The organism is Roseburia sp. AF25-13LB, from assembly GCF_003478915.1.
Lineage (GTDB): Bacteria > Bacillota > Clostridia > Lachnospirales > Lachnospiraceae > Roseburia_C > Roseburia_C amylophila.
Genome location: NZ_QUFO01000001.1, coordinates 106,691 through 125,532, shown reverse-complemented (window position 1 = coordinate 125,532; position 18,842 = coordinate 106,691). Strand labels below are relative to the sequence as shown.

The 18,842-nt window shown below is 41.6% G+C and carries 19 protein-coding genes; 1 reads left to right on the top strand and 18 read right to left on the bottom strand.

What is annotated here, in order from left to right; genetic code table 11:
- Nucleotides 1–17: 17 nt before the first annotated feature.
- The 16 genes from DWY37_RS00575 to sigK form a co-directional block, all read right to left on the bottom strand.
- The gene (locus DWY37_RS00575) at nucleotides 18–740 is read right to left on the bottom strand and encodes a flagellar hook capping FlgD N-terminal domain-containing protein (protein ID WP_117841170.1); all 723 of its coding nucleotides are present in this window, start codon (nucleotides 738–740) and stop codon (nucleotides 18–20) included.
- Nucleotides 741–753: 13 nt separating this feature from the next.
- On the bottom strand, nucleotides 754–2,229 hold the full coding sequence (locus tag DWY37_RS00570) for a flagellar hook-length control protein FliK (protein WP_117698271.1): 1,476 nt from the start codon (nucleotides 2,227–2,229) through the stop codon (nucleotides 754–756).
- 35 nt (nucleotides 2,230–2,264) lie between these two features.
- A complete protein-coding gene (locus tag DWY37_RS00565) occupies nucleotides 2,265–3,089 on the bottom strand; it encodes a MotE family protein (RefSeq protein ID WP_118541460.1) in 825 nt (274 codons plus the stop codon).
- A 15-nt stretch (nucleotides 3,090–3,104) separates the two neighbouring features.
- Complete coding sequence (gene fliJ / locus DWY37_RS00560) at nucleotides 3,105–3,551, bottom strand: flagellar export protein FliJ (protein WP_117698273.1); 447 nt, start codon at nucleotides 3,549–3,551, stop codon at nucleotides 3,105–3,107.
- A 9-nt stretch (nucleotides 3,552–3,560) separates the two neighbouring features.
- The gene (gene fliI / locus DWY37_RS00555) at nucleotides 3,561–4,868 is read right to left on the bottom strand and encodes a flagellar protein export ATPase FliI (protein WP_117698274.1); all 1,308 of its coding nucleotides are present in this window, start codon (nucleotides 4,866–4,868) and stop codon (nucleotides 3,561–3,563) included.
- A gap of 10 nt (nucleotides 4,869–4,878) precedes the next feature.
- The gene (locus DWY37_RS00550) at nucleotides 4,879–5,670 is read right to left on the bottom strand and encodes a FliH/SctL family protein (RefSeq protein WP_158552072.1); all 792 of its coding nucleotides are present in this window, start codon (nucleotides 5,668–5,670) and stop codon (nucleotides 4,879–4,881) included.
- Nucleotides 5,663–6,670 carry a flagellar motor switch protein FliG gene (fliG, locus tag DWY37_RS00545; RefSeq protein ID WP_022243314.1) on the bottom strand — a complete coding sequence of 336 codons (1,008 nt, stop codon included), beginning with the start codon at nucleotides 6,668–6,670 and terminating at the stop codon, nucleotides 5,663–5,665. Before fliG ends, DWY37_RS00550 begins: the two co-directional genes overlap by 8 nt.
- Complete coding sequence (locus DWY37_RS00540) at nucleotides 6,671–8,278, bottom strand: flagellar M-ring protein FliF C-terminal domain-containing protein (protein ID WP_022243315.1); 1,608 nt, start codon at nucleotides 8,276–8,278, stop codon at nucleotides 6,671–6,673.
- Nucleotides 8,279–8,299: 21 nt separating this feature from the next.
- Nucleotides 8,300–8,611 (bottom strand): flagellar hook-basal body complex protein FliE, encoded by a 312-nt coding sequence (gene fliE / locus DWY37_RS00535; RefSeq protein WP_022243316.1) that lies wholly within the window; start codon nucleotides 8,609–8,611, stop codon nucleotides 8,300–8,302.
- A 27-nt stretch (nucleotides 8,612–8,638) separates the two neighbouring features.
- Nucleotides 8,639–9,082, bottom strand: coding sequence for a flagellar basal body rod protein FlgC (gene flgC / locus DWY37_RS00530; protein WP_117698275.1), 444 nt, complete (start codon nucleotides 9,080–9,082; stop codon nucleotides 8,639–8,641).
- Nucleotides 9,083–9,104: 22 nt separating this feature from the next.
- On the bottom strand, nucleotides 9,105–9,494 hold the full coding sequence (gene flgB, locus DWY37_RS00525) for a flagellar basal body rod protein FlgB (RefSeq protein ID WP_117698276.1): 390 nt from the start codon (nucleotides 9,492–9,494) through the stop codon (nucleotides 9,105–9,107).
- 226 nt (nucleotides 9,495–9,720) lie between these two features.
- A complete protein-coding gene (gene codY / locus DWY37_RS00520; protein WP_022243319.1) occupies nucleotides 9,721–10,494 on the bottom strand; it encodes a GTP-sensing pleiotropic transcriptional regulator CodY in 774 nt (257 codons plus the stop codon).
- 91 nt (nucleotides 10,495–10,585) lie between these two features.
- Nucleotides 10,586–12,676: a type I DNA topoisomerase gene (gene topA, locus DWY37_RS00515; protein ID WP_118541462.1), complete on the bottom strand. Its 2,091-nt coding sequence runs from the start codon at nucleotides 12,674–12,676 to the stop codon at nucleotides 10,586–10,588.
- Between the two features lie 34 nt (nucleotides 12,677–12,710).
- Nucleotides 12,711–13,805 (bottom strand): DNA-processing protein DprA, encoded by a 1,095-nt coding sequence (gene dprA, locus DWY37_RS00510; protein ID WP_118541464.1) that lies wholly within the window; start codon nucleotides 13,803–13,805, stop codon nucleotides 12,711–12,713.
- Nucleotides 13,806–13,810: 5 nt separating this feature from the next.
- The gene (locus DWY37_RS00505) at nucleotides 13,811–15,349 is read right to left on the bottom strand and encodes a YifB family Mg chelatase-like AAA ATPase (RefSeq protein WP_118541466.1); all 1,539 of its coding nucleotides are present in this window, start codon (nucleotides 15,347–15,349) and stop codon (nucleotides 13,811–13,813) included.
- Nucleotides 15,350–15,568: 219 nt separating this feature from the next.
- Nucleotides 15,569–16,204, bottom strand: a complete 636-nt coding sequence (gene sigK / locus DWY37_RS00500; protein WP_117698280.1) for an RNA polymerase sporulation sigma factor SigK — start codon at nucleotides 16,202–16,204, stop codon at nucleotides 15,569–15,571.
- Nucleotides 16,205–16,323: 119 nt separating this feature from the next.
- On the opposite strand from sigK, the gene DWY37_RS00495 reads away from it, so the two are divergent.
- Nucleotides 16,324–17,292, top strand: coding sequence for an RluA family pseudouridine synthase (locus DWY37_RS00495; protein ID WP_118544402.1), 969 nt, complete (start codon nucleotides 16,324–16,326; stop codon nucleotides 17,290–17,292).
- On the opposite strand, the gene trpS is transcribed toward DWY37_RS00495, so the two are convergent.
- Together trpS and DWY37_RS00485 are read right to left on the bottom strand one after the other, a co-directional pair.
- A complete protein-coding gene (trpS, locus tag DWY37_RS00490) occupies nucleotides 17,289–18,293 on the bottom strand; it encodes a tryptophan--tRNA ligase (RefSeq protein WP_118541468.1) in 1,005 nt (334 codons plus the stop codon). The genes DWY37_RS00495 and trpS overlap by 4 nt on opposite strands.
- Nucleotides 18,294–18,842 carry a DUF5662 family protein gene (locus DWY37_RS00485; protein WP_022243326.1) on the bottom strand — a complete coding sequence of 183 codons (549 nt, stop codon included), beginning with the start codon at nucleotides 18,840–18,842 and terminating at the stop codon, nucleotides 18,294–18,296. It lies immediately after the preceding gene.

The window sequence follows — 18,842 nt, the reverse complement described above, 5'->3', positions numbered from 1 at the left end:
TAATAACCTTCCGTGGTTTACTCTGTTTTCCCTGTTTCTTCTGTATCTTTTTTGTCTTCTGTACCACCGTTACCTTCTGTCTTATCACCGTTTTCTCCTGCGGCAGCCTGTAACTGTTTCATTTTCTCTTCCAGTTTTACAAGTTTATCGATATCACTCTGTTTAATGAATGACTTCTGATAACTGGTCATGCTGTCATATGCTTTCCGAAGGTTGGTCAGTGTACCTGCATTATCCAGTGTAAGTTCATCTGCTGAAGGTAATGATGCAATTGCAAGTGAAAATGATTTTGCAAGGCTGATTGCATCCATGTAACTGTCGTCCATAACAGAATATAAATCGTCAATGGAGTAAAGGTTGTTATTTACCATAAGATAAGTCTTATTGTTCTCATGGATTACACTGTCTACTGTTCCGGTAACATCGGATGTCTCGCCTGTTGCAGAAGATGTAACACGAAGTACTACCTGTTTTCCCACCAGTGAATTTGCTTCCATCTCCTGTAAGGATGCCTGCATATTCTGGGTTTCCTCTAACTGTGAGAATGTTGCCAACTGTGAAATATACTCTGTATTATCTGTTGGTTCCAATGGATCCTGATATTTCATCTGTGCTACTAACAGTTGTAAAAACGCATCTTTATCCAGACTACCTCCGGATTTTTTGGAAGTAGAGGATGAGGAATTTGATTCTGCACTGGTATCCACAACCTCTCCATTTTTTATAAGCTGTGTTATCATTTTGTGCTCCTTTCTACGCTGTTACATCCATGGTATTTCCATGGTCTTTCATAATCTGGGCTGCCAATGTTTCTTCTTCATTCATAAGCCCGGATAACTCGTCCAATTCTCCACGGAACAATCTTCTTCCGGCTGTTCTTCCAGATTCTTCTCTCTGACTGCCCTGCTGTTCTTCTCCAGATGCATTCTGCTCCAAGTTCCGTTCAAATTCATGACTTGCTATTGTAACTTCGACTGCATCTACTTTGATTCCCTGCTGGTTTAAACTGGTTCGAAGGTCTGCAATCTGTGCTTCCAAAGCGGTCTTTACTGTTTCACTGCTTACTGCCAGTTCTGCAGTTATATTTCCTTCTTTGGTTGCTGCAATGTGTAAATATACTTTTCCGAGATTTTCCGGATTCAGCTGCATCTCAATGGATGAATTTTCTGGGGAGAGATTCACTTTTGCGAATTCTGTAATCTGGTTCATAATATCCTGCACATCAATGGTTGTACGGGATGCCACCTTATTTACCTCTTCCGGTGCTACAGTCTGCTGTTCTGCTCTTACCTGAAATTCCATATTCTGCGCATGTTCATTTACACTGCTCTCTTTCGTTTTCTGTGACTGGGCTGCTGGCTCGCCCATTTCACCGGACGCATTCTCTGATACATTGTTTTCAGTCTGTGCATCCTCTGACGCATTCACCTGAATTACCGGCGCTGCATCTTCTGTCTCTTCTTCCGGCTGTACATTCTGTGTTTCTTCTGTAGTATGGGTCATCTGAACTGTAGCTGCCATTACTGTTGTATCCTGTGAAGTAATTGTCGCATCAGTCTGTGGAGCAATTTCCTGCACGCCGCCATCTGCCATATCCACTGTTTCGTTAAAATCCGCTGTCAGTTCTGCCAACTGATTCTGTAATGCTACCCACTCATCCTTAGAAATTCCAAGTGTCTCACTTAAGCTCTGAACCAACGCATCTGTATTCTGCATAATATTTGTGAATTCTTCACTCATAAGCAGTGAACAGGCATCCTCAGTTCCTGTCAGTTGTGTCACAAGCTGTGAAAGGCTTGCCGGGTTCAGTAAATCCATCCACTGCAATCCCAGTATAGACATAGCATCTTCTACCTGCTCATCCGAAACGCCAAGTTCATCTTTCAGAATTTCTTTTACACCAGTTTCAAATGCATCCTTTGTGTCTTCCAGTTGATTCTGCAGCTCTTCCACTTTCTGTGTAGGAGAATTCTCCTTTACATTCAGTTTCTTTGCGCTGTCTGCTACAGCTGCCGGCTGTGTGGTTGTTGCTGCAGGTTCTTTTCCTACCGGATTTCCACTGGTAAGCTGCTGGTTTCCATAACCGGATGTTTTCTGTTCCATCACAGAAGCAAAGCTTGCCTGTGCAGTTGCACATAACCCTTTTTCCACAGTGCCCGTCACTTTGGAAAGTCCTGTGTCTAAAGTTCCAGGGGTTGATACCATTCCCGAAATCTTTGCACTCGTCATGTATTCTTCCTCCTTTCTTCTTTATTCAATTTTATTTATTCTGAAGGATTCATGATTTCTGTCACCTTTGCGGCTGTATCAGAATTCATTTTCCCTAGAATATCAGCTCTTGACTGCGCATCCATATTTTCCAATATCTGTGCCACCAGATTCAGATTATCTGTCATGGTGTCAAATATGGCTGCTGCTTCCTTCGGTTTCATCTGGGAATAGCCCTTAACATAATCAGATATCTTACTGTCTGTCTGCTGCTGTTCCACTACCTGTTTATACAAAAGTTCCGCATTATCCGGATCAATGCTCTCATAATATTCCTTATATTGTTCTATATCGGGTGCCTGGTCCGAAAAAACAACCTCATTATAAAATTTTTCTTTTTCTTCTTCAAAAGCAGCCTCATTTGCTTCATATTCTTTCAGCTTCAGGGACTGTGCTTCCAAATCCGCGATATAAGCACTGTTTTCACTGCTCCCCTGCTGTGCCTGTGCCAGTTCCTGCTCCAGTTCTTTTATGTAAGCTACCGCTTCATCCATGTTCTTATATGGATAATCCTCTTCCGTAGAAAGATCGTCCTCAGAGTCCGGTAAAATCCGGTTGACATACGGAATATCTTTTAATAGTGGACGCATTACCGTAGAGCCAAATCCTCCAACATCCCATTTAATCAGCAGTGTCAGTATTGCCAGCCATACAATAATGATGACCAATGTTACCAGAGCAACTGCCAGTTTTGAAGAACTGCCTTCCTCTTCTTCTGTATTTTCCAAATCAGTTTCCATGTTCTTTGCAGCCTTTTTTTCTGCCTTCTTTCTTGCCTTCTCCGCTTTCTTTGCTGCTTTCTTATCCATTTCTTCTGCCATCGTTACACCACCTGTCTATTTTTTCGGTCTGCCATAGCTATAGCTTACCAGTTCGTCTACTACCTTGTTATCTTCCTGCGCCAGTTGTTGTTTGAAATCTTCAAAATCCTTTTCCCGTAGTTTTTCCTGCGTCTTTCGCTCTTTCATAACTTCTTCCAGTTTCTGCCTGGCGGCTTCCACATTTTTCTCTGCTACCTGCACCTGCATCATCTGTCTTCGAATCAACACCTTCATGCTTTCAATTGCCTGTCTGCATTTTTTTATTTCCAGCAAATCTATTTTGCCTTCAACCAACTCTTTTGCCCGGTTATCATATGCATTCTTCCGCTCAAAGAGTTTTAAAAGCTTTGCCTCTTCTTCCCGGAGTGCTGCATTTGCCTGGCTGTATGCAATCTTTGCCTGACTTTCCAGTTTTAATTTAATATCTAAAATATTCTGCATTCGGTAAATAAATTTTGCCATATCTCATTCCTACTTGAATACATCTTCCAACAATGTCAATTCTTCTTCAAATGTAAATTTTTCATCAGTCCTCTGACACAGAAACTCATTGACCGCTTTTATCTTAGAAACCGCATAATCAATTTCTTCATTGGAGCCGCTCTTATAAGCGCCAATATTAATCAAATCTTCTGCTTCCTGATAGGTTGCCAGTACATTTTTCAGCTTTCCTGCCACCGCCTTATGCTCCGCCGAAACAATGGAACTCATTACACGGGAAATACTCTGCAAAATATCGATTGCCGGATAATGATTCTTATGTCCTAATTTTCTGGATAACACAATATGTCCATCCAGAATACTTCTTGCTGTATCGGTAATCGGCTCATTAAAATCGTCACCGTCTACCAGCACCGTATAAAGTCCGGTAATAGAACCTCTTTCTGCTGTTCCTGCCCGCTCTAATAATTTCGGCATTTCCGAATACACGCTTGGCGGATATCCACGGGTAACCGGTGGTTCCCCGGTAGCAAGTCCGATTTCTCTTTGTGCCATGGAGAATCGGGTCAGTGAATCCATCATCAGCAGTACATCTTTTCCCTGATCCCTGAAATATTCCGCTACAGCTGTTGCAGTTTTGGCTGCTTTATTACGAATCAATGCCGGTTTATCTGAAGTTGCCACAATTACCACCGAACGGCGCATACCTTCTTCGCCAAGGTCCCGTTCAATAAATTCTCTCACCTCTCTGCCCCGCTCTCCAATCAGGGCAATTACATTGATATCCGCTTTGGTATTTCTTGCAAACATACCAAGCAGGGTACTCTTACCAACTCCGGAACCCGCAAAAATTCCAATACGCTGTCCCTTTCCAATGGTAATTAATCCATCCACTGCTTTAACTCCCAGTGGTAATACCTCACTGATGATTTCACGCTTCATCGGATCTGGTGGCGGGGCTTCAATCGGATATTCCTTATCGGTATGAATCTCATCCACATCTGTCGGTCGTCCAATTCCATCCAGAATATGGCCTAAAACCTCATCTCCCACCAAAACAGACAAAGGATGTCCCGTATTTGCTACGATACATCCAACACCCAGACCTTCAATACTGTCAAAAGGCATCAATAACAGCCGGTTATCCTTAAAACCGACTACCTCTGCCATGACATATTCTTTTTGCTCTCTATCCCGATATATTTTACACAAGTCATTCAGTTTTGCTTCCGGTCCGATAGATTCAATGGTAAGACCTACTACCTTAGACACTCTTCCAAGGCAGGTATAATATGTCTTATCCGAAAGTAACTGATATTTTTCCAAATCACATGTCACTCTTTTTTCCTCACATACACAATGACTGTATATCACGAATCAGATTATCCAGCTGTACATCCATTCCACACTCAAACACTCCTGTATCTGTCTCTATGATACATTCTCCTTCAGTCATGGAATGAATGGTAACTAAATCCAAAGTTGCATTCTGTCCCACGCATTCTAACAGCTCCTGTTTATGTTCTTCCAGATATGCTGCCTGTTTCGGACCTGCTTTGATTGTAAATTCTTTCGGTCCGTCAATGGATTCCATTGCCCGTTTTACAAGATAAAGTACAATCTCATCCTTATCATGGAACTGCACATGGAAAACATGGGAAACCACATCTGTAATTGTATGTACAAGCTTCGGTTCCAGTTCCCGCATCTGTTCCAGATAAGAATCCTGCAGCTGCTGTTCCCTTTTTCCAATGCTCTCTAACTTTGCATCATAAACCGCAGCACCTTCCTGCATTCCCTGTTCCAAACCTTCTGCCTGTCCCTGTTCCTGTGCCTGCTTACGAATTTCGTCTGCTTCCTCCCGGGCTGCTTTTCGGATTTCGTCTGCTTCGGCATTTGCCTGTGCTAAAATTTCTTCTGCTTTTTCCTTTGCCTCTGCTTCATAATCAATTGTTTCCACCTGCGGTGCAGCAATTCCTTCTACAAATCCACCTGACTCTGCCTGTGGCTGTTCCGGTTCTCTTGTCTTTGCAAGAGCCCGGGACTGTTCTTCTAAAATACGATACGCCAGCGTATTGGAATTAATCACGCGGCTCTCAGATTCATTCGTGATAAAACGCTGTTTATATAAATTAGACAATAATCTCATCACCTCCGCCACGGGAAATTACAATTTCTGCGGAGTCTTCCAGTTTACGAATAATACCAACAATCTTCTGCTGTGCTTCTTCTACATCCTTCATTCTTACCGGACCCATGAATTCCATATCTTCACGAATCATGGCAGCAAGACGTTTGGACAGGTTCTTAAAGATAACATTCTGAACCTCTTCGTTGGCACCCTTCAGTGCAACAGCAAGGTCATTGTTGTCCACATCACGCAGCACACGCTGGATTGCACGGTCGTCCAGCAACAGGATGTCTTCGAACACAAACATCTTCTTGCGGATTTCGTCTGCAAGTTCCGGCTCTTCGATTTCTAAGGATTCCATAATATGTTTCTCTGTTCCACGGTCTACCGTATTCAAAATACCAACGATAGCATCTACACCACCCACAATTGTGTAATCCTGATTGATCAGGGAAGAAAGTTTTCTCTCTAACACACGCTCTACCTCTTTGATTACATCTGGTGAAGTCCTGTCCATCTTGGCAATACGTTTTGCAACATCTGCCTGTTTCTCCGGTGTCAGGGCTCCTAAAATCATTGCAGACTGTGCCGGTGACAGATATGACAAAATCATGGCTATGGTCTGTGGATGCTCGTCCTGAATAAAGTTCAACACCTGACTTGGATCTGTCTTTCGTACAAATTCGAACGGACGAACCTGAAGGGATGCTGTCAGTTTTGTAATAACCTCCTGTGCCTTGTCGCTGCCTAATGCCTTATCCAGGAGTTCTTTGGCATAGCCAATACCACCTTCTGCAATATACTGCTGTGCAAGGCATACCTGATAGAATTCGTTTAATACGCTTTCTTTGGTCTGTGGTGACACACTTCTGGTATTTGCAATCTCCAGTGTCAGTTCTTCTATTTCATCTTCTTTTAAATGTTTGAAAATACTGGCCGACTTCTCCGGTCCTAATGCTATCAGCAATATCGCCGCTTTCTGAATGCCATTATATTCTTCTGTTCCCATTTATTCCCACTCCTCATTCAGCCAGTTACGAAGCAACGACGCAACAGCCTCCGGATTTTCATCTACGAATTTTTCAATCAGGACACGAATCTCTGACTTCTCATTGTAACCAATATCTTCCAAATCTTCCTGTTCTGCCTGCTTGGTTGTCTCAAGCAACGATTCTACAGAAAGCTCCGGTTCAATTTCAGTTTCTTTTTCTTTTCTGGTACTGCGGAATACCACATATCCTAACAGTGCAAAAATCAGAACCGCAAGAATAATCTGCAGGTAATCCTGAAAGCCCCTGCCGCTGCCCTTAGAATATTCAAACATCGGAATATCATAGCTGACAATCGAAATATTAGATGCCGGGATACCGGTTGCATTGGATACCATAGTATAAAGATCCTGATCTACCGTTCCCTTTACCCGGTTGTTATTCTGTGTTACAAATTCATCAAAGGTCATATTGTCCAGAGTACCATCTGCTTTTAAGGTATCCTCATTATAAGTCACATAACGGGCTACCGTTACAGATATGGATGACTGGTCATATTCTATATCTCCTACAGAGCCAATGGTCTGGGTGTTCTTTTCATCCAGTGCACGGTCAATGGAATCATCTGTAACAGAGCTTTCTGATGTGCTTCCATCCGGAAGTACATAAGTTGTTCCATCTCCATTAGAGTCTGTTCCCGGTGTTCCCGACGTACCACCGGTTGAGTCTGACTGATAACGGTCCTCATGGGTAATCAGTCCTTCATCCCTGTCTCCCTGCGCAGAATAATTTGTCTCATTAGTCGTAACCTGATCAAAATTCAGCTTTAAATTTAATCCTACATCAATCGTATCATAAAGGTCTGTTCCCTTAATCACATCTGTAACAGCCTTCTTCACCTGTGTTTCTTTCTTTGTCTGATAACTGAGCTGTGTGCTGGCAGTTCCGATTGCTGTACTCTCTTCTCCACCCGCAAATAAAAGGTTGGAATTAGAGTCAATAATCGTAATATTATCCGTGGAAGAATTGCCAATCTCAGTTGCTATATATCTTGCTAAAGATGCCGCCTGGTCTTCGGACATCTCTCCGTTCAGTTCCAGCTTAACGCTGGCATAGGACTCCTGATTTCTTGTAACTAAGGTTCCATCATCTTCCGGAATATTTAAGTTAACATCTGCCGACTTAATCAAATCCATATTTTCCAGTTCTTTTGCAAATTTATCTTCCAAAAAAACCTGATACCGTTTACTCTTATCAGCTTCCGTTGTGCTGATACTGCCGCTTAATGCATCATCAATGGTAAATCCGTTGGTCGGAATACTGTTTGAACCAAGCAAAATATTTGCATCTGCCTGATTCTTTGCATTTACCGAAAAAGTCATTCCATCAGAAGAAACCTCATAATCTATGCTGTTTCCATCCAAAAGGTCTTTTACAGACGATGCCTGCGTTGCATCCTCACAGGTTATCAGCTGAACCATCGTAGGTTTCGTCATCACGACAGCCAGTATCACCAATGCAAGAATTACTACAGCCGTAATACTGATAAGAAGCGTCTTCTGCTTTGTTGTAAACTTCAGCCACCACTCTTTTATTTTTTCTAATATTGCTTTCAATCTGTCTGGCATAATCTACTCATCCTACCTATACTAAATCTGCATGTTCATAATTTCTTTATAAGCATCTATTACTTTATCCCTTACTGCAACTGTATACGATAATGCAATGTTTGCCTTTTCCTGCGCCACAAGCAATTCATGGGTATTGGTTGATTCTCCCAATGCAAATTTAATTTCCTCTTCCTCTGCATTGTTCTGATAATTATTTGTTTCCTTCACCATGTTCATTGCCGTTGCAAGAATATTATCAAAGCTTTCCGCACTGTTTGACTGCTGTGTTGCAGCTGCATTCTGTGTATTAAAAACATCTGACGAAACTCCTGTTAATACATTAACATTCATCGTTTATCTCACCTTTCCAAATATCTTTTATAATTTACCAATCTGTAATCCTGCCTGTGCAATCTGTTTGCTTGCATCAAAAGCTGTTACGTTCGCCTCATATGCTCTGCTGGCATCAATAAGATTCGTCATTTCTGTTACTATATTCACATTCGGATATGACACATAACCATTTTCATCCGCATCTGGATTGGATGGGTCATATTCCATAGTAAAATCAGTAGAATAATCTTCTGTCACTGAAGAAACCTTTACTCCGTTTCCCACATAGCCTTCCCGGGAATCAGAAAGCACTTTGCTGAACGGAGTTACACCTTTTTCCGAAAAAGTTACAATTTTTCTGCGGTATGGTGTTCCATTCTCTGTACTGGTTGTATTTACATTTGCTACGTTCTCAGAAATGGTATCCATACGAAAACGCTGCGCCGTCATACCGGACGCACTGATATCAAACGACTGAAATAATGCCATTCTTTATTCCTCCCACACAATTTTATTTAATAACGGTTTTATACCGTGATATTTCCTGACTGATACTGTTGGTCAATCCCAAATAACGGATTGTTTCTGAGGCAAGCTCTACATTCTCCTGCTCCGGGTCAACATTGTTGCCGTCCAGACGGTAAGAATAAGAGGCATTGTCGATATATGTCTTTGCATTCAGATGGTCCATATGGATATTTGCCACCTTGTCATCCAGTGAAACATATTTGCTTTTGCCCAGTTCGGATTCCAATGTACTTTCAAAATCCAAATCCCGGCGTTTATATCCAGGTGTATCAGCATTTGCAATATTATTTGATATTAACTGTTCTCTTTCCCAGCTCGCACTTGCGGCCTTATTCAGCACATTCATATAGTCAAACGCATTTGAACTTATCATACTGCACCTCCATAGTTATCCATATTGTTATCGCATCATATTTTATTATAAATAATCTTGTAAAAAACACAAGTATTTTTTTCTTATTTTTACATTATCTAGTGTTTTTTTCCAATTGGCCACACAATATAAAAGGGATTTACAGCTTTTTCCCACTATAAATCCCTTTATCCGATGCACCATCCGTGTGCTCTTCTTTATATTCTGTTTGTTTATATTTCTATGGTTAATCTGCCTTTCGTATTCTGGCAAGTTCATCAAACACCACATCATTTACAACTTTGATATAAGTTCCCTTCATTCCGGAAGAACGGGATTCGATGACTCCTGCACTTTCGAACTTACGCAATGCATTTACAATAACGGAACGTGTAATTCCTACACGATCTGCAATCTTGCTGGCTACAAGAATACCTTCTGTTCCGTTTAACTCATCAAAAATATGAGTAATTGCCTCTAACTCTGAAAAAGAAAGTGTGCTGATTGCTGAACGCACAATCTGTACTTTTCTGGTCTCTTCCGCATTTTCCTCATTCACAGAACGCATCATTTCCAGTCCGACAACTGTTGTTCCATATTCACTGAGAATAATATCATCAATGTCATACTGGTTATCATAACGATATACAAACAATGTTCCTAACCGCTCACCAGCAATATCAATCGGTGTAATAATTGCAGAATATTTCTTAATATCTGATTCAAATCCTAATGTTTCCAGATTGACGTTTTCCTTTGTGGAAAGAATTCCAAGCAGTCTTTCATTCAGCATAGAATCAATAAACCCGCCTACTTCATCAACAATCAGTTCATGAATCTCATCAATTCCACGGCACTGGCTGCTTCCGAGTACCTTTCCTTTTTTACTGATAACAAGGATATTGGAATCCAATATCTCTGTCAAAACCTCACAGATATCATTGAACACAACCTTTGACGAATTATTATTGTGCAAAAGCTTATTTATTTTTCTTGTTTTATCCAACAGCTGAACGCTCATACTTATATCCTCCACGTTATATTCAGAATAACTAGACTGTTTAATATTTTATCATGTTTATTCTGATAATTCAAGGATTTGAATTGTACTTTTAATTCTTTTCATCCTTTTTTGGTTTTTCCTCTGAAAAGCCACACTGCTCATTGGCACAGGCAAGCTTATTGCCCTTTTCTACCATATAACTTCCGCACTTCGGACATTTCTCAGATGACGGCTTTGCCCATGACATGAAATCACATTCCGGATTATTCTCACATCCGTAATATCTTCTGCCTTTCTTGGTTTTACGTAGTACAATATCTTTGCCGCATTTCGGGCAGGCAACACCAATCTTCTCAAAATACGGTTTGGTATTACGGCACTCCGGGAATCCAGGACACGCCAAGAATTTACCATGCGGACCGTATTTGATTACCATATTTCTGCCGCACTCTTCACAAATTACATCGGTCACTTCATCCGCTATCTGCACTTTTTCCAGATCTTTTTCTGCCTGCTTTACTGCCTCATCCAAATCCGGATAGAAATTGCTTACTACAGTCTTCCAGTTTACGGTTCCTTCTTCCACGCTATCCAGCAGCGACTCCATATTAGCGGTAAAATGTTCGTCCACGATACTGGAAAATGCTTCTGTCATAATGGAATTTACTGCTTCACCAAGCTCGGTAACATAAAGGTTTTTATTTTCCTTAATCACATATCTTCTGGCAAGAATGGTGGTTATGGTCGGAGAATAGGTACTTGGTCTTCCAATCCCACGTTCCTCCAATGCCTTTACCAAAGATGCCTCGGTATAATGAGCAGGCGGCTGTGTAAAATGCTGTTTTTCATCCCATGCATCAAAACTTAATTCTGTATCCTTATCAATGGACTTAAGCATTACATTCTGTGTGCCCTTTTCCTCATCTTCATTGGTGTATACAGACATAAATCCTTCAAATACGAGCTTGGATGCTGCTACGGTAAAACAGTATTTTCCAGCACCGATTTTTACGGATGTTGTCTCATATTTTGCATCACTCATACGGCTTGCGGTAAAACGGTTCCATATTAACTGGTACAGGCGGAACTGGTCTCTGGATAAAGATTCCTTTACCATTACCGGTGTTCTTGTAATATCAGACGGACGGATTGCTTCATGGGCATCCTGGATCTTGTTACTGCTCTTCTTTTCCTGTACATGGGAAGAAACATAATTCTCGCCATACTGTGCTGCGATAAAGCTGCGTGCCATAGCATCTGCTTCTTCTGAAATACGGACAGAATCTGTTCTCAGGTAAGTAATCAGACCGACCGTTCCGATTCCCTTTACATCCACACCTTCGTATAACTGCTGTGCCAAACGCATGGTTTTCTGTGTGGAGAAATTCAATACCTTGGATGCTTCCTGCTGTAAGGTACTGGTGATAAACGGCTGTGGAGCCTTTTTATTACGTTCCCCTTTTTTCACATCTGTTACGGCGAATTTTTCTTTTTCAAGCTCTGCCATAATAGCATCTGCCTGTTCTCTCGAGGTGATATTCATTTTTTCTTTTGCTGTTCCGTAAAACTTTGCAGTTAACGGTTTCTTCTCACCTTTTACTTTCAGGCCGGCATCTAAGGTCCAGTATTCTTCCGGTATAAATGCGTTGATTTCACTTTCACGATCGCAGATCAAACGCAATGCCACAGACTGTACACGTCCTGCACTTAAGCCTCTTTTTACCTTTGCCCATAATAAGGGGCTGATCCGGTAACCCACCATACGGTCTAACATACGGCGTGCCTGCTGGGCATTCACTAAATCCATATCGATGTCTCTCGGATTTTTTAAAGAGGTCTTTACTGCATTCTTGGTAATCTCATTGAAACTGATCCGGTAAACCTTTTTATCGGAATTTGCCAGATTCAGTGCCTGATATAAATGCCAGGAAATTGCTTCTCCCTCACGGTCAGGGTCTGTTGCAAGATAAATGACATCTGCTTTTTTTACTTCTTTTCTTAATTTTGCAAGCACATCACCTTTTCCCCGGATGGTAATATACTTTGGTTCAAATCCGTGTTCTGCGTCAAAGCCTAATGTACTCTTCGGTAAATCTCTCACATGTCCATTGGATGCATCCACTTCATAATTCTTCCCCAGAAACTTTTTAATTGTTTTAACTTTTGCCGGTGACTCAACAATAACAAGATATTTAGCCATAACCCTGCTCCTTTATTTTGTTCTCTCTATGCGGTTATTCATGTATTTTTATATAATAATTCTTATATACTTCCCTGATAAAACCTGCATTTTCCAGTATCAGCAGTATCTCACACATCCGGTCTACCGGAAGCTTTGTTTCTTCCAAAATCTGCTGGGCACTTTTCGGTTGCAAATCGAGAACACTATACACCACCCCTTCATCTTTTTCAAGTACCTTTTTTGAAAAAGCATTGGGAACTACTATATTGGCAAGGTCAATTTCAAGATCCTTAAGCCATTCCTCCGGAGACACAATGATGCCCGCCCCCTGCCGTATCAGGCGGTTACAGCCTCCACTTAACACATCTCCAACACGCCCCGGAAGTGCATAAATATCTTTTCCCTGCTCTAAGGCAAAGTCTGCCGTAATCAATGAACCGCTCCGCTCCTTTGCTTCTATTACAACTACCACATCTGAAAGCCCGCTGATTAACCGGTTCCGTTGCGGGAACAACTTTCCCAAAGGTTTTGTCTGCGGCATATATTCAGATAGAATTCCGCCTTTTTGTGTCATAGTCCGATAAAGACTCTGATTCTGTCTGGGATAACAGTAATCTGCCCCGCATCCCATAACAGCATAAGTTTCTCCCTCTGCCGCCATGGCACCACTGTGGGCTGCTCCATCAATTCCTGCAGCCAGTCCACTGATTATAATGCAGCCTGCTTTTACTGCCAGTTCCGCCAGATGTTTTGCATAGTAACGACCGTATTCACTGCATCTTCTTGCTCCCACAATAGCAATACTTTTCTTATCTTCCGGTGGCAGACTGCCCTTATAAAAAATTCCATAAGGTGGCTTATTGATATATAAAAGACGTTTCGGATAGTTTTCATCCTCTCTTGTTACAAGATACAGTCCGCTTCTTTTTAAATTCTCCCATGCTTCTTCTAAGTTCCATGCTTTTTTATAGGTAAGAACAGACTTCACATCTGCTTCGGTAATGCCCGGAATCTGCATGAATTCCTTTTCTGACATGTCATATAAGACTCCTGCACTTCCGGCAAAACGAAACAGTTTTTCCACTTTTCCGGTTCCAATGTTTTCTGCCATCTGTGCCATACACGCCAGCCAGTATTTATATTTCATTCCATTTATCCCTCCCAGAATTTCTTATCTACATTCCGATAACAGACCGCCTCACTTAAATGTCTGGTTAGGATTTCATCTGAACCGTCCATATCTGCAATGGTTCTCGCCACCCGCAAAATCCTATGATAAGATCTGGCTGTCAATTCCAGCTTCTGATAAATGCTTTCCATATACTGTTTTTGTTTTGTCGATAATCTGCAATATTTTGTCAGTAATGCCGCCGGAATTCTACTGTTATAGCGAATGTTAGTTCCGGCAAACCTTTGCTGCTGCCGCTCCATAGCTGCAACCACCCTTTTTCTGATTTCTGCCGAAGTCTCCTGATGCGGATTTTCTTTAATTAAATCCTGATATTCCACACGCTTTGTCTCTACACAGATATCAATTCTGTCCAATAAAGGCTGACTGATTTTCTTTAAATACTGTTCCACCATTCCTTTCGTGCAATGACAGCGGTTCAAATCCGGATAATATCCACACCGGCAGGGATTCATGGCAGCCACCAGCATAAAATCCGACGGAAATTCATAATTTCCGGCAAGCCTTGCAAGCTTTACACAGTGTTCTTCCATAGGCTGTCTTAAAATTTCCAAGGTTTCCCGCCGGAACTCCGCCAGCTCATCTAAAAAGAGCACACCATGGTGGGCGAGGCTGATTTCTCCCGGTCCCGGAACCATTCCACCACCTGCCAGTCCCTGTGGTGTTATGGTATGATGTGGATTACGGAAAGGACGTTCTGCTATCCATGCTTCACTTTCCGTCAGAAGTCCCCTTACACTGTATATTTTTGTTACCTCCAGGGCCTCCTCTTCTGTCATCTCCGGTAAAATACCCGGAATTCTCCTTGCAATCATTGTCTTTCCTGCGCCTGGTGGTCCAATCATCAGGAGATTATGTCTGCCGCTTACCGCAATCTCACAGGCTCTTTTCACAAACTGTTGTCCATTAATTTCTGAAAAATCCGGTACTTCTTTTCTCTTAACCTTTTTCTCAAGCCCGATTTCTTCTTTCTCAGGCTCCCAGAATTTTATTTCATCATTAAAGCCTTTTATCACTTCTTCCAATGTGTTTACACCAAACAGACGGATTCCTTTTACCAATGCAGCTTCTTTGGCATTTTCCACCGGCACCATACAGGCGTCCATCCGCTCCTGTGCAGCCTTTGTCACAATGGGCAATACTCCATGAATCGGTTTTATTCTTCCATCCAGTCCTACTTCTCCTACAATCAGAAGCTGTTCCAGCCTGTCTTTCGGAATAATCCCCATTGCAGCAAGCACTGCCACTGCTATCGGCAAATCAAAGGACGAACCGGATTTTCTTACATATGCCGGTGAGAGATTAATCGTAATCCGTTTTGGTGGGAGACGGTATCCACAATTTTTAAGGGCTGTCCGCACCCGCTCTCTTGCCTCCCTCACTTCTGCCGATAAAAATCCTACCATTTCAAACACTGGCATACCATCCGTCACATCTGCTCCCACGCGGATAGGAATGCTCTCAATGCCACGCACGATTGCCGTTGATACAATACTGTACATTAAATTTCACCTTTCTGTTTTGCAATTATTCTGTTTTTTGTAATTATTTCATTTTCTCTGTTCATTTTGTTTGTCCGGGATTTTTCTGCAGAAGAACTCTGCAATTTACATGAGCAGCCCCAAGATGGGCTATTCATCATTTATTTCGATAAAAAAGATGGACTCATCATATCATGAAATCCATCCTTTTCAAATACCAATTTAACACATTATAAAAATTTAATAATTGTAACCTTTTTCAAAATAAGCTTTCAGCTTCTCCAATGCCCTTTTTTCAATTCGTGAAACATAGGATCTCGAGATATTTAAATTTTTTGCAATCTCCTTTTGTGTCACCGGACAGTCCGTTTTCAAACCATAGCGCAGGTTTATGATAATCTGTTCCCGCCTGTTTAGTACCCGGGGCAGTATTTCATATAATGTCTTCACATTTCTGTCATACTCCATCTGCTCCACCACATCCGGTTCGTTATGCTCTACAATATCCAGTAAATGTATCTGGTTTCCCTCTTTATCTGTTCCGATTGGCTCATAAAGAGACACTTCCCTGGCAATTTTACGCTTACTGCGCAGATACATCAGAAGTTCATTTTCGATGCATCTCGCTGCATAAGTTGCCAGCTTATTTCCTTTTTCTACCCGGAAGGTATCGATTGCTTTAATCAATCCAATGGTTCCAATCGATATCAGATCTTCCATATCCTCTTCCACATTCTGATATTTTTTTACCACATGCGCTACCAGACGCATATTATGTTCTATCAGAATATGTTTTGCTTCAAGGCTGCCTTCCCCAAGCTGTTTTAAATATTGCTTCTCTTCCTGTATAGTCAATGGAGATAAAAATGTTTTCAATACAGCACCCTTAAAAAGCGATTTATTATATTCTATGCGTCTGCCAGATTCTTCGTGCCTTTCCTCTTTTTTTATCTCTATCCTTTTCTTCTGTGTCTTTTTCCTTTATAATTATCCTTATGAAGCGAATATTAGACTATACCATAACAAATGAATACAAAAACTATACGATAAGAGAATTTCTTACGGAAAAAGGATACCCGAAAGGGCTCCGGGCACATCTTTTCCGCACCGAAAATGTTCTTTTCCGAAACGGTGATACCGGGCACAGCAGTGACCGGCTGAAGGTTTCTGATAAATTAAAGATTATTTTAGAAGAATCTATGCCGGAAAGCTATCCCGCACCGGAAAACATTCCCCTTTCCATCCTCTATGAAGACGAAGATATTCTCGTTATCAATAAACCGGCACATATGCCTGTCCACCCATCCATGACACATTACGAACATACCCTCTCCAATGCTGTCTTTTATTATCTGGGCAGCAAAAACGAAGCCGGTCCTTTCCGCTGCATCAACCGGCTGGATAAGGATACTACCGGTATCACAATCCTTGCAAAAAACAGTCTCAGTGGCGGTATCTTAGGCAGACAGATGAATGAACGGAAAATCCACCGCACCTATCTTGCCATTGTCCGTGGTATTACCCCGGAATCCGGTACCATTACTGCGCCAATCGGCAGAAAGGAAGGTTCTGTATTAGAGCGTCAGGTAGATTTTGGACAAGGTGAATACGCCTGCACCCATTACCGCAGACTAGCTGTGAAAAAAATTTTTCCAAAAAATACTTTTTCAAGGGAGCCTCTTTCACCGGATGCACTCTCCCTTATTGCTTTGCGGCTTGACACCGGCAGAACCCACCAGATTCGTGTCCATATGAGCTACCTCGGCTACCCTTTAATTGGAGATTTCCTTTATAACCCGGATTTTTCCCTGACAAAAAGGCAGGCTCTTCATGCCTGCCAGTTAAAATTCGAACATCCAATCACAAAGGAACAGCTCTGCTTTACGGCTCCACTTCCTGCCGATATGCAAATGCTGTTCCCTGAATTTCATGTTCCAGATCTGGACAATCTATTTTCGGATTAACGGATTCTTTCGGTAAGTCCGACTTTCTTCTGTACCTTACGCAAGGTCTTATTAGAATAATAAGCTGCTTTTTCGTCATTCATTTTAATCATGCTGTCAAGATAGGTCTTGTCTGCCATCAGTTCCCCATAACGTTTCTGCAATGGCTCTAACTCTGCAGCAACTGCTTCTCCTACTGCCAGTTTGAAATCACCGTAGCCTTTTCCGTCAAATTCTTTTTCGGTTTCTTCTCTTGTCTTACCGGTTACACAACCATAAATATCAATCAGATTACTGATGCCCGGTTTATCTTCACGATATACAATTTCACTGCCGGAGTCGGTTACTGCACGTTTAAATTTGCGGATAACGGTATCTTTATCATCTAAAAGGCGGATGGTTGCATTTGGATTCTCATCGGACTTTGACATCTTTTTCTCCGGCTCCTGCAGACTCATAATCTTTGCACCTGCTTTTCCGATATATGCCTCCGGAATTGTAAATACATCTCCGTAAATAGCATTAAAACGCTGTGCAATATCTCTGGTAATCTCAAGATGCTGTTTCTGGTCTACGCCAACCGGAACCACATCTGCCTGATACAATAAAATATCAGCCGCCATTAATACAGGATAGGTATAAAGACCTGCATTGATATTATCTGCATGTTTTGCAGCCTTATCCTTAAACTGTGTCATTCGGTTCAATTCCCCCATATAGGTAAAGCAGCCTAATATCCAGCTTAATTCTGCATGTCCGGATACATGGGACTGATAATAAATACAGTTTTTCTCCGGGTCTAATCCTGCCGCTACATATAATGCATAAAGAGAACGGGCATTTTTACGGAACTCTGCCGGCACCTGTCTTAAGGTAAGGGAATGTAAATCCATAACACCATAGATACATTCATATTCATTTGTAAGATTTACCCAGTTTTTCAATGCTCCCAAATAATTTCCAAGGGTAAGGGTTCCTGTTGCCTGCATTCCACTATATAAAATCTTCTTTCCGTCTAACATTTATTTATCCTTCTTTCTTTTATTTTTCAATACTTCATATCGAATATATGCATAAGTCTCTTCTTCGCCGCATTCTGCCAGCATATGAAGAAGGCACTCTAAAAGTTCTCTTGATTCCTCATGAATAATATGATACTGCTTTCCATGTTCGTAATAAGCCAGAGGACTTTCGTCGGTATATTTTTCTCTCTGGTAATTCCTGCTTGCTGCCACCCGGTCAATAAACATCTCAACAACATATTTTGTTGGCATCTTCATTCCAGTAATTCCGGTGCATTTATCCGGTCCGTAATCAATCCAGTATTCCATATGATGCTTGTTTCTGCCCTTATGGTGCAGCCAGGCTGCGGAATACCCCTTATCCTCACGTTCGGCATTGTTGGGACTCATATTTCCCTGAAAATACTTACAGCCCACTAAAAATTCCGTTGGTGAATATTTCGACAAATCATGCAATAAGCCCTGGCGGTAAAGTCCAACTTTAAAACAGCCTTTCATGACTAACATCTTGTGATGATTAATTGTGCAAAAATGTTTCCATGCTTTCAT